Below are 13,372 nucleotides of genomic sequence, written 5' to 3'. Positions count from 1 at the left end.
GAAATTTCAGCGCACGCCTGCGGTCAGTATTTTCATCACCCACCCTTAAAGGAAAACGGTCATGAAATTCTCCGCTGTCTCACAGTCCCTGTCCCGTTGGGCAGGCAGTGCCCGCACGTTCTACGCGGCGGTAGCGTTGATCTTCCTGTGGAGTTTGAGCGGGCCTTATTTCCACTACAACGACACATGGCAGCTGATCATCAACACCTCCACCACCATCATCACCTTCCTGATGGTGTTCCTGATCCAGAACACGCAAAACCGCGACAACGACATTTTGCATATCAAGATCGACGAACTGCTGCGCGCCACCAAGGACGCGCAAAACGCGGTGCTGAGCCTCGATGGCCTTGATCGCAAGCAGCTTGAGAAATTACGCAAGGAATACAAGACCATGGGCGACAGCGAAACCATCACCGTCACCACGCTGACGTCTGAACGCGAACAGCCCAAGACCGACCTGAATCAAGCATAAAAAAACGGCGGTTGGACCTTATCCAACCGCCGTTTTTTATGAACGACTCAAGGCAATCAACCGTCGCCTTGGTGACCTTTACCGTAAGTCGACGCCAGCGCCCGGGCTTTCTCCAGGCGTTCCTCCAACTTGGGCAGGGTCTCATCCACCAGAGCCTTTATTTCCGGAATGTCCGACTCGGCACCTTCCTGCTTGAACAAGGCGATCGCGTCTTCATTGGCCTTGATCTGCTGGGCGGTGTAGGCGGCGTCAAACGAATCGCCGTCCTTGAGCTCGGGCATCAGCGATTCGGCCTTGTCGACGATCTTGTCCCGTGGGGCCACCGGCAAATCGAGCTTCTTGGCGATGGCCGCCAAGTGCTGATTGGCCAGGGTGCGTTCATTGATGACTTCGATGGTGTAGTCCTTGATCTCTTGGGACGAAGTCTTGGCGTGTGCCATGCGGCTGGTCTCGATATCGGCCATGCCCTTGGCCGAAGCCTGCTCGATGAAATCGGCAGGCGACTGGGCGAAAGCATTGCTGGCGCCGAGGCCCAGCAGCATCGCGAAACTGGCGGTGCGTAACCGGATAGCCATGCGGCTCATGATGGGTTCCTCCAGGTAATAAACAGGTGCAGGGAAACGAACCCCGCCCTGAATCTGAATTTTCAGGGCGGTAAAGGTTTAGAAAAAACTTGTCAGTGCGACGAACGGTCGTCAAGTATTGCTGCCAAACAGGCCCGGTAACGCAGGGGCCAGGGCATTGATGGCGGTGGACGGAGCGGTCGCTTCTGCCTGTTCGGTTGCTACGGATAAAACTTCATTCCTGCGTAAGGCTTGTCGCGACAGGCTTGCAAGCGCGCGTCCAGATCACCGACGTGGACTTCGAGTTTGTGACCGTCGGGATCAAGGAAATAGAACGATGCGCCTTCACTGCGGTTCTCTCGCCATTCCTTTACATCTGCGGCTCGTAGACGGGCTACAGCAGGCATAAAGTCATCGGATGCAACGGTGAACGCGTAGTGGGTGTATTCGGCAGCAGGTGTGCGTAATGGGTCCAGCGACAGGCACAACCAGAGCCCAGGCAGCGAAAGGTACGCGCCGTTGTCCCAAGTGGCGTCGAGGCGCAGTTGCAGCAGCTCATTATAAAAGCTGATGCTGCGGTTCAAGTCGGTGATGGAGAGTGTCAGGTGGTTAAAGCCTGAGAGCATGTGAAACTCCTTCTTATTACGAGGCGCTGTCCTGACGAATGGGACACAAAGATGCGGCGGTGACAATGTAGTATGTTGTATTACACATCACTACACCGAGGCACCTATGTCGGTAATGTCATTACGCCTACCTGAAGACATCGCCGAAACACTCGCCAGTCTCGCCAAGGCCACCGGGCGCAGCAAATCGTTCCTCGCCGTCGACGCGTTGCGCGAATACCTGACGCGTGAAGCATGGCAAATCGAGGAAATTCAAAAGGCCTTGAAAGAGGCCGATGCGGGCGATTTTGCAACTGCCGCCGAAGTAGACGCTGTGGCGAACAAATGGCGTGCCAATGCGCGTTGAGTGGCTGAAGACGGCACTCAAAAATCTCGATGACCAAGCGACTTACATCGCCCAGGAAAACCCCAATGCAGCGTATGAGTTTGTTCAGGCCGTCCGGACAGGGCTTGACCATGTTGCTGAGTTTCCGGCAATGGGTCGGGAAGGACGCGTTCCAGGAACACGTGAGTGGGTAATGCCGCGTTGGCCCTATCTCGTGCCATACCGTATTCGCGAGGGACGGCTACAGGTTCTCCGAATATTTCACACACGGCGCCAGCCACCGAACAGTTGGTAACGCCGATCAACTCCGTATCACACCCTGCACTTGCCCATTCAACCACTGCAACGCCGGGTCTCCACCCCGCCGCGAATGCCATGCCAGCACAAACGCAAACGACGGGATATGAAACGGCGGCGGCACGGCCAGTAGCCGTTCGTGATCAATGTTGAGCAGCCCGCGAGACGACACGGTAAGAATCAGGTCCGTGCCCTGGATCAACTGCGGCGCGACACCCCAATGAGGCAAGCTGATAGCCACGTGCCGGCGCTCACGAATCGCCGTCAGCGCCCGTTCGATTTCCGGTGTACCACTGCCGCGCATTTCCAGTAAAACGTGGGGCCGCGCCAGGTAGGTGGGCAGGTCAAGCACGCCGTTGTCAGGCAGGCTGTCACGGTCCACCAGGCACACGTAATGCTCTTCAAACAACGGCGTGCTGCGCAGTTCGGCAGGCATGTCGGGAAACACCCCGGCAGCCAGGTCGATATCGCCATTGAGCACGCCATCCAGCATGCCTTCGCGACTGGCCTGGATAATCTGCAAATCAATCCCCGGCGCTTCCCGGCGCAAAGTGCGTACCAGCTCCGGCAAGAAAATCGCCGCGCCGTAGTCCGACATCGCCACCCGAAAAGTACGTTTGGCCGAGGCTGGATCGAAGCGATTGGGCGCCAGCAACGCCTGCACCTGGGCCAACGCCTCCGCCAGTGGCATCGCCAGTTCCAGGGCGCGCGCAGTGGGCACCAACGAACTGCCCTGGCGCACCAATAACGGGTCCCCGAGCAAATCCCGCAACCGCGCCAGGGCGTGGCTTACCGCCGGCTGGCTCAAGTGCAAGCGCTCGGCGGCACGGGTGACGTGCTGCTCACTCAGCAAGGCGTCGAGGATCACCAGCAGGTTAAGGTCGATGCGTCGAAGATCATTCATCAGCTGCATGTTCTGCATAAGAACTTGGAATTTAAATTTGCGCGACGAATAGCCTAGAGTCCAGCAAAACCTCTGGGAGATTGATGATGACGACGATGCATTGGGTAGGTTTGTTGCTGTTGGCCGCGTTCGCCGGGGCGGTGGTGCCGTTTCAAAGTGCGATCAACGCCAACCTGGGACGCAGCCTGGGCCATCCGTTGTGGGCCACCCTCGCCTCGCTGCTGGTGAGCATTATCGTGCTGCTGCCGGTGATCCTGGCCCTGCGCCTGCCGCTGCCCAACCTTGGCTTTATCACCAAGGCGCCGCTGTGGATGTGGAGCGGCGGTGCGTTCGGCGTGTGCTTTATTTCGCTGGCACTGATCCTGATGCCCAAGCTCGGTGCTTCAGGGTTTATCGCCCTGGCGATGGCCGGGCAGATCATCGCTTCGTTGATGCTGGATCACTTCGGCCTGTTCGGGCTGGTGGAACGCCAACTTACCGCGCCCCGGTTGATCGGGGCGTTGATGTTGATCGGTGGCGTGGCACTGATTCAGTTCAGCGCCACGCCCACCCGATCGCTGGTAACCGCGGGCTGATCAGTGCTTGTCGAGGGTGCGCAGTTTCTGCGGCAAGCCCCACAGCAACAGCGCCGCCGCCAGCAGCGCACACACGCCGATGACATACAGCGCCGGCGTGGTGCTGCCGGTCAGGTCCTTGATACGGCCGACCATCACCGGGCTGACGATGCCGCCAAACTGGCCCAGGGTGTTGATCACCGCAATCCCGCCCGCCGCACCCGCCCCGGCACCGGCCAACAGCTTAGGCGGCAAGGTCCAGAAGGTCGGAATCGAAGCAATGATGCCCGCGCCCAGCAAGCTCAGAGCGACGATCAAGAACGTGGTGTGGTCCGCAAAGATCCCCGCACAGAAGAACCCCACCGCGCCCAGCGCCACCAGGCCACTGACGAACTTGCGACGTTCACCGGTAGCGTCGGACAAACGCCCGATCACCACCATGCTGATGGCACCGCAGACGTAGGGAATCGCCGTCAGCAGGCCGATCATCACCGGGCTCTGGGTGCCCGCGCTGCGGATCAACTGCGGCGCCCAGAAGTTCAGGCCGTAGGACGCCACCTGGATCAGGAAGTAGATAAAGCCCAACATCAGGAAGCCGGGAATCCTGAGTGCTGCCAGCAATGAGCCGCCACTCTTGTGGGGTTCATGCACGGCAATGCGGCTGGCCAACAAAGTCTTCTCCGCCGAGGTCAACCAGTGGGCATCCTCGATGCGGTCCTTGAGCAGCTTGAGCACCAGGAAACCGAGGCCAACGCAGGGCAAGCCACCGAGCAGGAACAACCAATGCCAGCCGCGCATCTGCAGCACACCGTCGAGGTGTTCCAGCACCAGCCCGGAGAACGGCGCGCCCACCAGCCCGGCAAACGCCGACGCCAGGAACAGCATCGACGTGATGCGCCCACGGTAGTGCTGCGGGAACCATAACGTCAGGTAATACAACACGCCTGGGGCAAACCCGGCCTCCATCGCACCGATGATGAAACGCAGGCCGTAGAACTGCCATTCGGCCGTGACGAACACCATGGCTGCCGTCGCCAGCCCCCACGACATCATGATGCGCGCGATCCAGCGCCGGGCGCCGACCTTGTACAGCATCATGTTGCTCGGCACTTCGAAGATCACATAGCCGACCACAAACAGCCCGGCGCCGAGGCCGTAGGCGGTGTCGCTCAAACTCAGGTCAGCCTGCAGCTGGAACTTGGCGAAGCTGATGTTGATGCGGTCAAAAAATGCGAACAGGTAGCAGACCATGATCAGCGGCATCAGGCGCCAGGCGACCTTGCTGACCAGGGCTTTTTCGGCATCGTGCTCAGCGGCCGGGCGCACGCCGGCCTCCAACGTATTAAGGCTCATTGTTTCTCTCCAGCGGACTGCTCGCAGGCGTCCGATTGTTTTTGTTGTCTGGTGGCGGCTTACAAGGTGGCGATGTAGGCCGGTGGCGGATGCAGGTCGCAATTGCGCCCGGCCTTGGCCACCTGGCCCGGCAGTTCATGGCCGAGCAGGGCCGGCAATTGCCGCGACATGTGCAGCAGGTGCGGCAGGTCGATGCCGGTGTGGATCCCGACTTCGTCGCACAGGTTGACTAGGTCTTCGGTGCAGATATTGCCCGACGCGCCGGGAGCAAACGGGCAGCCGCCGAGGCCGCCCAATGCTGCATCAAACCGTCGCGCCCCGGCCTCGTAGGCGGCCAGCACATTGCACAAACCCAGGCCGCGGGTGTTGTGGAAATGCAGGGTCAGGTCGCTCGCCGGAACACGTTCCAGAACGCGTTTTACCAGGCGCTCGACCTGACGGGGATTGGCCATGCCGGTGGTGTCCGCCAGGCTGATGCCCTGGATGCCCAACTCGCGGTAGGCGTCGACCCATTGCAGCACGTGGTCTTCATCAATCTTGCCCTCGAACGGGCAGCCGAAAGTGGTGGCGATGCTGCCGTTGAGGCGCACCGGATAGTCGGCAGCGAAACTCACGATGTCGCCGAACGCCGCCAACGAGGCCTCGCAGCGCATGCGCATATTCGCCAGGTTGTGGGTCTGGCTGGCGGACATCACCAGGTTCAACTCATCGGCCCGGGACTCGACGGCGCGCTGGGCGCCCTTGAGATTGGGGATCAACGCCACGTAGATAATCCCGGGATGACGGGTGATGCCCTGGAACACTTGCTCGCCATCGCGCAACGCGGGAATGGCCTTGGGTGAAACAAACGAACCGGCTTCAATTCGGGAAAATCCCGCCAGGGACAGTTGGTCGATCAGCGCGATCTTATCGACGGTCTCGACCCAGGTCGGCTCGATTTGCAGCCCATCCCGGGGCGAAACTTCCTGCACGATCAAGGCATCGGAATAGCTTTTCATTGCACCACTCCCGAAGTTTTCAGGCGTTGAATATCGGCCCCGCTCAAGCCCAGGTCGCCGAGGATTGCATCGGTGTGCTGGCCCAGGCTTGGACCCTGCCAGTTCACCGCGCCGGGGGTTTCTGACAGCTTGGGCACGATGCCGGGCATCTTCACCGTGAGGCCGCCGGGCAGGTCGGCACTGAGCAGCATGTCCCGGGCCTGGTAGTGCGGGTCGGCGACGATGTCGGCCACTGAATAGATGCGCCCCGCCGGTACTTCGGCGGCTTCCAGGGCGCTGAGCACCTGGTCGATGGGCAGGCTGCTGGTCCAGTGGGTGATGGCGGCGTCGAGCAGGCTGCTCTTGGCGGCGCGGCCATCGTTGTGGGCAAACTCCGGCGCTTCGGCCAGGTCGGCGCGGCCGATGGCGAGCATCAGGCGCTTGTAGATCGGGTCGCTGTTGCCGGCGATCACCACGTAGGCGCCGTCGGCGGTCAGGTAGGTATTGGACGGTGCAATGCCCGGCAAGGCGCCGCCGCTGCGTTCGCGCACATGGCCGAGCATGTCGTATTCCGGCACCAGGCTTTCCATCAGGTTGAACACGCTTTCAGCCAGGGACACGTCGACAATCTGGCCGTCGCCCTGGCCGGTCTTGACCCGCAGCAGCGACATCAGCGCGCCGATCACGCCGTGCAGTGACGCCAGGGAATCACCGAGGCTCACGCCGACCCGCGCCGGTGGTGAATCCGGGTTGCCAGTGGTGTAGCGAATCCCGCCCATGGCCTCGCCGATGGCACCGAAGCCCGGGCGGTCGCGGTAAGGGCCGGTCTGGCCGTAGCCGGAGATGCGCACCAGGGTCAGCTTGGGGTTGAGGGCGTGCAGCACGTCCCAGCCCAGGCCGAGTTTTTCCAGGCCGCCGGGGCGCAGGTTTTCGATCAGCACGTCGGCATCGCCCAGCAATTGCTTGACCAGGTCCAGGCCTTCTGCCGACTTGAGGTCCAGGGCCAGGGACTTCTTGTTACGCGATTGCAGGTACCACCATAGCGACGTGCCTTCGTGCAGCTTTCGCCATTTGCGAAGCGGATCGCCCTGGCCCATGGCTTCGATCTTGATCACCTCGGCGCCAAACTCGGCCATCAGGCGGGCGGCGAAGGGCGCGGCAATCAGGGTGCCGATCTCGATCACCTTGATACCGCTCAGGGGAGCCGTCATGGGGTGTACCTCTTGTTCTTGGAATGTGGGCCAAGGCTAGAGGACGCAGGCAGTAGAAATCCAACCGTCAGTTGGCAACGAGCGTTCGCCAAAGGAGAACGCTTGAGTCAGAGTTGGTTGTGGCGAGGGAGCTTGCTCCCGCTGGAATGCGTAGCGCTCCCTGGATTTTTGGGGCCGCTTCGCGCCCCAGCGGGAGCAAGCTCCCTCGCCACAGGGTATTTGCTTACGCCTGCTCCCGCCGCAGGTAATCGAACAACAACCGGCTCACCGGTGACAGCTGCGCCTCATCACGCACCACCAGGATCAGGCTGCGATCCGACCAGGCATCCGTCAGCGGCACCGCGTGCAACCCAAGTGCCCGGCCAAACAACTCGTAGGCCTTTTGCGGCAGGATGCCGATGCCCATGTTGGCCTGGACCATTCGGCACATGGCATCAAAGCCCGGCACATGGATCCGCAGGCGCAACACCTTGCCCGCCTCCCGCGCCGCCGCGTGGGTGCGCATGTTGATCGAGCTGGCGGAATGCAGACCCACGTAGTCGCTGTCCAGTGTCTCGGCGAACGCCAGTGTCTTGCGCGACGCCAACGGGTGATCCGCCGGCATCAGCACCACCAGTTTGTCCCGGCGATAGGTCACGCCGGGCAGGCCTTTGGTGTCGGTGTCGCTGGAGCAGATACCCAGGTCCGCCACCCCATCGATCACGCCCTGGACCACGCCATTGCTGGGCCGCTCTTCCAGGTCGGCTTTGACCTGCGGGTGCAGCGCGGAAAAGTCGCGCAAGTCTTCAGGCAGGAACTGAATGATCGCCGAGAGGTTCGCCAGCATCCGCACATAACCGCGCACGCCGTGGCTGTGTTCGCCCAGTTCCAGGCCCATCTTCTCGACGTTGAACAGCATCTGCCGCGCATGGTGCAGCAAGGTCTCGCCGGCAGCCGTCAGCTGCATGCCCTTGGCCTGGCGCACAAACAGGCTCACGCCCAGCACCTGTTCCAGCTCCATCAAGCGCTTGCTGGCCGCCGAGACGGCGATGGCTTCACGGGCGGCGGCGCGGGTCAGCGTGCCTTCTTCATGCACCGCCACAAACAGTTGCAGGGTGATCAGGTCCAGGCGGCGAACCAGACTTTTGTGCAGCATCTAGGCGCGCTCGGTGGCCAGGCGATTGATATCGGCCTGCTCTACCACCGGCAGAGGTGCACCGTGCCGGACGGCCGAGAGCATCGCGCGGCCAACGGTTTCAGTGCTCACCACCCAGGCCGGCCGCACATGGCGCAGCAGCGACAACAGCGGGCCGGTGACGGTGTAGAGGGATTGGTAGAGCGGGGTCTTCGAACGCACACCGTGCAACGGCTGGATCACCCCGGGACGGAACAGGTACACCGCCTTGAACGGCAGGCGCAGCAGGGCATTCTCGGTCTTGCCCTTGATCCGCGCCCACATGGTTTTGCCGGCTTCGCTGCTGTCGGTACCGGCGCCGGACACGTAGATGAAGGTCATCTGCGGATTGAGCCGGGCCAGGGTGCTGGCGGCCACCAGGGTCAGGTCGTAGGTCAAATGGGTGTACTTGACTTCGTCCATGCCCACCGAGGAAACGCCCAGGCAAAAGAAGCAGGCATCGAAGCCTTGCAGCAGATGCTCCAGGGGCTGGAAATCGAACATATCGGCATGCAGCACCTGATGCAGCTTGCCGTGTTCCTGGGCCAGTGCGGTACGGCCGACGGCGACCACTTCCTGCACGTCACCGGCCAGCAGGCACTCACGCAATACGCCCTGGCCGACCATGCCGGTGGCGCCGAATAATAGAACTCTCATAAGGTTGGTTCCTAAGCGACAAGCGGTTAGCTTCAAGCTGCCAGGTAGAGACAAACACACTAGCAGCTTGTAGCTTGCGGCTTGCAGCTTACTGCTCAACAGGATCTTTTGCCCCTTGAAAAGCACCACGACCCTCGCCATCGCCTGCAGCGCGGCCTTTCTGTCCCAGGTTGGCATCAGCAGCTATTTACCTGCCGTGCCCGCGATTGCCCACGCGTTGCCAGCCGCCGAGGATCAGGTGGCACTGGCCCTGGCGGTGTACTTGATCGGCATGGCGTTGCCGATGCTGCTCTGGGGCAGCCTCGGTGAGCGCCTGGGTAGAAAGCCGGTGCTCCTGGCCGCGTTGACGCTGTACGCGCTGGCCAGTGCGGCGATTCCGTCCGCCTACAGCCTCGAATCGTTCCTCGGCCTGCGGCTGGTTCAAGGCCTCGGCGCGGGCGGTGTGTCGGTGATGGCGCGTGTGTTGGTTCGCGACAGTTTCAGCGGTGCGCTGTTGGCTAAAGGGTTGTCGTGGCTGGGCATGACGTTCGTGATCGCCTTGGGCATCGGACAGTTTGTGGGCTCGCTGTTGCAAGTGGCGTTTGGTTGGGAAGCGATCTTTTATGGGCTGGCGATGGCGGCTGCCGGCTTGATGATTGCGCTGCAACGGGTGGTGTTTCCGACACTGGAAAAAGCCGCCGGGCACATCTCGGCCTGGCGCATCTACGGCACGATCCTGCGCCATCCGGCGTTCCTGCGCCCTGCATTGGCGGGCGGTTTGGGTTACGGGGTGATCATCGCTTTCAACACCTGCGCACCCTTGATCTTGCAGGGCCATTTCGAATGGAGCGCGGCGCAGTATGGCTGGCTCGGTTGGCCAATCAGCGGGGCGTATCTGGCGGGGGCGTTGATGGTCAATCGCCTGGTCGCCCGCACTGGGCGCCTGTCGATGATGAGTTGGGGCGTGGCGTTGGTGATGTGCGGCAGCGCGACGATGTTGCTGGGCAGCCTGTTTGCCAATGGTCTGGCGATCCTGCTGTGGCTGCCGTATTGCCTGGCGGTGTTCGGGCAGTCGATGAGTTATCCCATCAGCCTGTCGCTGGCCAATGATGAGTCGCCGGTGAGCGGGTCCTACGCCATGGCCTTGAGCGGTTTCATGCATCAGTTGATGGCGGCGGCGATCGGCGGCGTGGCCAGCCTGTTGGCGAGTCCGCAGGCCTGGCCGTTGGCGGTGTTGTGCGTGGTGCTGGCGGGCGGCGCACTGCTGTGCGTCGCCATGGCCAGGGCTGATCAGAACGCGCTGCGGAAGATCTCTTCAATCTGACGCTGATCCGCGCGCCGTGGGTTGGTCAGGCCGCAGGCGTCCTTCAGGGCGTTGGACGCCAGCAGCGGGATGTCCTGCAACTTGGCGCCCAGCTCCCGCAGCCCGGCAGGAATTTCCACGTCCTGGGACAGGCTGCGAATTGCCGCGATGGCCGCCTGGGCGCCCTCTTCCACTGAGGTACCTTTGATGTCTGCGCCAAGGGCCCGTGCCACATGGCTCAGGCGCTCGGCGCTGACGCTGGCGTTGAAGCTTTGCACGTGGGGCAACAGCACCGCATTGCACACGCCGTGGGGCAAGTCATAGAGCCCGCCCAACTGGTGCGCCATGGCGTGCACAAACCCCAGGGACGCGTTGTTGAAGGCCATGCCGGCAAGGAACTGCGCATACGCCATGTTCTCCCGGGCGGCCATGTCTTGGCCGTCGCGCACCGCAATCCGCAGGTTGGCGCTGATCAGTTCGATGGCCTTGATCGCGCAGGCATCGGTGATCGGATTGGCGGCGGTGGACACGTAGGCTTCGATCGCGTGGGTCAGCGCGTCCATGCCGGTGGCGGCGGTCAGGCCCTTGGGCATGCCGACCATCAGCGCCGGGTCGTTGACCGACAACAGCGGCGTGACGTTGCGGTCGACGATGGCCATTTTCACATGGCGGGTTTCATCGGTGATGATGCAGAAGCGGGTCATCTCGCTGGCGGTGCCGGCGGTGGTGTTGATGGCCACCAGCGGCAGTTGCGGCTTGGCCGACTGGTCGACGCCTTCGTAGTCGCCGATGTGCCCGCCGTTGGTCGCACACAGGGCAATGCCCTTGGCGCAGTCATGGGGTGAGCCGCCGCCCAGGGACACCACGAAATCACAGGCACTCTGTTGCAGGAGCGCCAGGCCTTTTTCGACGTTCTCGACGTTCGGGTTGGGCTTGGCGCCGTCGTAGATCACCGAGTCGATGTCCTGCATCGCGAGTTTCTCGGCGATCATGCTGGCGACACCTGCCTTGGCCATCCCGGCGTCAGTGACGATCAGCGCCTTGCGAAAGCCATAGTTGCGAATCGCGGTCATGGCTTCGTCGAGGCAGTCGATGCCCATGATGTTGACGGCGGGAATGAAGAAGGTGCTGCTCATGGTGGCTAATCCTTTAAAGTCGTTATGCCTACAGCATCGACCTCGATTGCCTGCGGCATCTTGACCAGGATCAACGCCCGCTCGTGATAAAGTCACCGCCCAGCCGATTTTGAGTAGACCCGCCGCAATGAAGGATTCCCAGGATTTTGACGCCCACCTTGAAGACTGGAACGCCTTGCGCAGCAGTACCGCCTTCAGCGGGATCCTGATCGGCAACGGCGCCAGCCGCGCAGTGTGGGAAGACTTTGCCTACGACTCACTGTTCGAAAACGCTCGCACCGTGGAAGAAAAACCTCTGAGCCAGTCCGAACTCAGCGTGTTTGACGCGATGCAGACCCGCAGTTTCGAACAGGTGCTGGGCGCGCTGAAAACCACCAGCCGGGTCAACAAGGCCTTGGCGGTCAGCTCGGCGGCGCCGCGTAATCGCTACTACGCGATCAAGGAAGCGCTGATCAACACGATCCACAGCGTGCACATTCCGTGGCGCTTGGTGACGCCTTCGACGCTGTCGACGATTCATCAGGAGCTGGCGAGTTATCCGACGGTATTCACCAGCAATTACGACTTGCTCAACTACTGGGCGATCCTGCAGGCGCCGGGTATCGACGACCTGTTTCGCAGTGCGGATGCGAGCTTTGACCTGCGTAATACCGCCACCGACAGCACGCGCATTTTGTATTTGCATGGTGGTTTGCACCTGGTGCGTAACCTTGACGGTACGGCGCGTAAATTGCCGACCACTGACAGTACCTTGCTTAGCAGTTTTGCGATCAACAATACGATCAAGACGCTGGATGATGTGCCGTTGTTTGTCAGCGAGGGCAAGGTTGAGGAGAAGCTGAAGACTATTCGCAGTTCTGACTATTTGTCGTTCTGTTATGAGCAGTTGTTGAGCCATGAGGGCGCGCTTTGCATTTTCGGGCATCACCTCGGCGCGCAGGATGTGCATCTGGTGCAGGCGATTCGGCAGGCGAAGATCAAGATGTTGGCGATTTCGGTGTTTGGGCGCAGTGCGGGGTTTATTCAGCAGCAGAAGCGGCGTTTTGCGGAGTTGTTTGAAGGGGTGGATGTGGAGTTGCGGTTTTTTGATGCGCGTAGTCATGCGCTTGGGGATTCGGGGCTTTCGGTGCCCGTAGAACGATGATTGGTGGTTGGGTGGGTTGAGGGGACATATCCGTTGCTGCGGTAACGGCCGCTTATGGTTCCGCTCTTACAGCGGGTCACTTTTGGCAAACGCCCGGAATGCCGGCCCAGCCAAAAGTAACCAAAAGGTCTTTGCCCCACCACTCGGTGCCTCGCCTAGGCTCGGCATGCCCGCACTCCGGCCCGATTCCGCGGGCCGCCGCGACGGGCCATCCATGGCCCGGCGCGGCTAAATCGGCTTCCCTGCCGATTTACCGCTCCACCGTGCCTGCTTGCGGCCATCGTGGTTAACGGGGCCCGCAGATCAAAATCACAAGCAGATCAAAAGCAGAGCACAGCGGCCTACCGGCCGGCTTGAGTGTTAGAAGCAGAGGCAAGATCCAGAGCGAAAGCAGAGCTGCTTTTCTGTGGGAGCGGGCTTGCTCGCGAAAAACCTGAGAACGCCGCGTTGAACCAGGATGCCATCGTCATCGTTAACGACCTTCGCGAGCAAGCCCGCTCCCACATTTGGACCGTGCCCGCTTTAGCTTCTGATTTTGCTGTTGCTTCACCACACTCAAGCCGGCCGGTAGGCCGCTGTGATGTTGATCTGCTTTTGATCTTGATCTTAGGCGCCCCGTTAAACCACGCTGGCCGAACGCAGGCTTTGGAGCGTGGGTAACCCGGCAGGACGCCGGGTTAGCCGCGCTGGGCCAAGGATGGCCCATCGCGGCGGC

15 protein-coding genes are annotated in these 13,372 nt (G+C 61.4%); 6 read left to right on the top strand and 9 right to left on the bottom strand.

All coding sequences use genetic code 11. The annotated features are described in order from the left end of the window. The first annotated feature begins 61 nt into the window (after positions 1–61). Complete coding sequence (locus tag ACA046_RS07060) at positions 62–475, top strand: low affinity iron permease family protein (protein WP_459026658.1); 414 nt, start codon at positions 62–64, stop codon at positions 473–475. A 56-nt stretch (positions 476–531) separates the two neighbouring features. Here the strand turns inward: ACA046_RS07060 and ACA046_RS07055 are convergent, their stop codons facing one another. After that, on the bottom strand, positions 532–1,059 hold the full coding sequence (locus tag ACA046_RS07055) for a DUF4142 domain-containing protein (protein WP_003212082.1): 528 nt from the start codon (positions 1,057–1,059) through the stop codon (positions 532–534). A gap of 200 nt (positions 1,060–1,259) precedes the next feature. Further along, positions 1,260–1,664: a fosfomycin resistance glutathione transferase gene (gene fos / locus ACA046_RS07050; RefSeq protein ID WP_497676174.1), complete on the bottom strand. Its 405-nt coding sequence runs from the start codon at positions 1,662–1,664 to the stop codon at positions 1,260–1,262. A gap of 106 nt (positions 1,665–1,770) precedes the next feature. Here fos and ACA046_RS07045 point away from each other — a divergent pair, with 106 nt between their 5' ends. After that, positions 1,771–2,010, top strand: coding sequence for a CopG family ribbon-helix-helix protein (locus ACA046_RS07045; RefSeq protein WP_459026654.1), 240 nt, complete (start codon positions 1,771–1,773; stop codon positions 2,008–2,010). Then, on the top strand, positions 2,000–2,284 hold the full coding sequence (locus ACA046_RS07040; RefSeq protein ID WP_497676173.1) for a type II toxin-antitoxin system RelE/ParE family toxin: 285 nt from the start codon (positions 2,000–2,002) through the stop codon (positions 2,282–2,284). Before ACA046_RS07045 ends, ACA046_RS07040 begins: the two co-directional genes overlap by 11 nt. 6 nt (positions 2,285–2,290) lie before the next feature. Here ACA046_RS07040 and ACA046_RS07035 read toward each other — a convergent pair whose 3' ends face one another. Next, complete coding sequence (locus ACA046_RS07035; protein WP_497676172.1) at positions 2,291–3,199, bottom strand: LysR family transcriptional regulator; 909 nt, start codon at positions 3,197–3,199, stop codon at positions 2,291–2,293. Between the two features lie 77 nt (positions 3,200–3,276). Between ACA046_RS07035 and ACA046_RS07030 the strand changes: the two genes are divergently transcribed. Next, positions 3,277–3,765, top strand: a complete 489-nt coding sequence (locus tag ACA046_RS07030; RefSeq protein WP_497676171.1) for a DMT family transporter — start codon at positions 3,277–3,279, stop codon at positions 3,763–3,765. On the opposite strand, the gene ACA046_RS07025 is transcribed toward ACA046_RS07030, so the two are convergent. The 5 genes from ACA046_RS07025 to ACA046_RS07005 form a co-directional block, all read right to left on the bottom strand. Next, complete coding sequence (locus ACA046_RS07025; protein ID WP_076015972.1) at positions 3,766–5,097, bottom strand: MFS transporter; 1,332 nt, start codon at positions 5,095–5,097, stop codon at positions 3,766–3,768. A 59-nt stretch (positions 5,098–5,156) separates the two neighbouring features. Then, on the bottom strand, positions 5,157–6,095 hold the full coding sequence (locus ACA046_RS07020) for a hydroxymethylglutaryl-CoA lyase (protein ID WP_497676170.1): 939 nt from the start codon (positions 6,093–6,095) through the stop codon (positions 5,157–5,159). After that, on the bottom strand, positions 6,092–7,285 hold the full coding sequence (locus ACA046_RS07015) for a CaiB/BaiF CoA transferase family protein (protein ID WP_497676169.1): 1,194 nt from the start codon (positions 7,283–7,285) through the stop codon (positions 6,092–6,094). Before ACA046_RS07015 ends, ACA046_RS07020 begins: the two co-directional genes overlap by 4 nt. Positions 7,286–7,508: 223 nt before the next feature. Next, on the bottom strand, positions 7,509–8,420 hold the full coding sequence (locus ACA046_RS07010) for a LysR family transcriptional regulator (RefSeq protein ID WP_102604146.1): 912 nt from the start codon (positions 8,418–8,420) through the stop codon (positions 7,509–7,511). Then, entirely contained in the window at positions 8,421–9,095 is a 675-nt protein-coding gene (locus ACA046_RS07005; RefSeq protein WP_459026641.1) for an NAD(P)H-binding protein, read from the bottom strand. Between the two features lie 115 nt (positions 9,096–9,210). On the opposite strand from ACA046_RS07005, the gene ACA046_RS07000 reads away from it, so the two are divergent. Then, entirely contained in the window at positions 9,211–10,398 is a 1,188-nt protein-coding gene (locus tag ACA046_RS07000) for an MFS transporter (RefSeq protein ID WP_497676168.1), read from the top strand. Here ACA046_RS07000 and yiaY read toward each other — a convergent pair. Next, positions 10,365–11,513 (bottom strand): L-threonine dehydrogenase, encoded by a 1,149-nt coding sequence (gene yiaY, locus ACA046_RS06995; protein WP_497676167.1) that lies wholly within the window; start codon positions 11,511–11,513, stop codon positions 10,365–10,367. The genes ACA046_RS07000 and yiaY overlap by 34 nt on opposite strands. Before the next feature lie 127 nt (positions 11,514–11,640). Here yiaY and ACA046_RS06990 point away from each other — a divergent pair, with 127 nt between their 5' ends. Continuing rightward, a complete protein-coding gene (locus ACA046_RS06990) occupies positions 11,641–12,657 on the top strand; it encodes a DUF4917 family protein (RefSeq protein ID WP_497676166.1) in 1,017 nt (338 codons plus the stop codon). The last annotated feature ends 715 nt before the right edge of the window (positions 12,658–13,372 follow it).

This window comes from Pseudomonas sp. LBUM1641 (assembly GCF_059716235.1).
The sequence above is the reverse complement of the archived record's forward strand: the minus strand, read 5'-3'. Positions and strand labels throughout refer to the sequence as shown.

Excerpts from the sequence above, each read along its gene's own strand:
- ACA046_RS07025 (WP_076015972.1), bottom strand. The coding sequence starts at position 5,097 with ATGAGCCTTAATACGTTGGAGGCCGGCGTGCGCCCGGCCGCTGAGCAC.
- ACA046_RS07060 (WP_459026658.1), top strand. The coding sequence starts at position 62 with ATGAAATTCTCCGCTGTCTCACAGTCCCTGTCCCGTTGGGCAGGCAGT.
- ACA046_RS07055 (WP_003212082.1), bottom strand. The coding sequence starts at position 1,059 with ATGAGCCGCATGGCTATCCGGTTACGCACCGCCAGTTTCGCGATGCTG.
- ACA046_RS07045 (WP_459026654.1), top strand. The coding sequence starts at position 1,771 with ATGTCGGTAATGTCATTACGCCTACCTGAAGACATCGCCGAAACACTC.
- ACA046_RS07040 (WP_497676173.1), top strand. The coding sequence starts at position 2,000 with ATGCGCGTTGAGTGGCTGAAGACGGCACTCAAAAATCTCGATGACCAA.
- ACA046_RS07030 (WP_497676171.1), top strand. The coding sequence starts at position 3,277 with ATGACGACGATGCATTGGGTAGGTTTGTTGCTGTTGGCCGCGTTCGCC.
- ACA046_RS07010 (WP_102604146.1), bottom strand. The coding sequence starts at position 8,420 with ATGCTGCACAAAAGTCTGGTTCGCCGCCTGGACCTGATCACCCTGCAA.
- fos (WP_497676174.1), bottom strand. The coding sequence starts at position 1,664 with ATGCTCTCAGGCTTTAACCACCTGACACTCTCCATCACCGACTTGAAC.
- ACA046_RS07015 (WP_497676169.1), bottom strand. The coding sequence starts at position 7,285 with ATGACGGCTCCCCTGAGCGGTATCAAGGTGATCGAGATCGGCACCCTG.
- ACA046_RS07035 (WP_497676172.1), bottom strand. The coding sequence starts at position 3,199 with ATGCAGCTGATGAATGATCTTCGACGCATCGACCTTAACCTGCTGGTG.
- ACA046_RS06990 (WP_497676166.1), top strand. The coding sequence starts at position 11,641 with ATGAAGGATTCCCAGGATTTTGACGCCCACCTTGAAGACTGGAACGCC.
- ACA046_RS07020 (WP_497676170.1), bottom strand. The coding sequence starts at position 6,095 with ATGAAAAGCTATTCCGATGCCTTGATCGTGCAGGAAGTTTCGCCCCGG.
- ACA046_RS07005 (WP_459026641.1), bottom strand. The coding sequence starts at position 9,095 with ATGAGAGTTCTATTATTCGGCGCCACCGGCATGGTCGGCCAGGGCGTA.
- yiaY (WP_497676167.1), bottom strand. The coding sequence starts at position 11,513 with ATGAGCAGCACCTTCTTCATTCCCGCCGTCAACATCATGGGCATCGAC.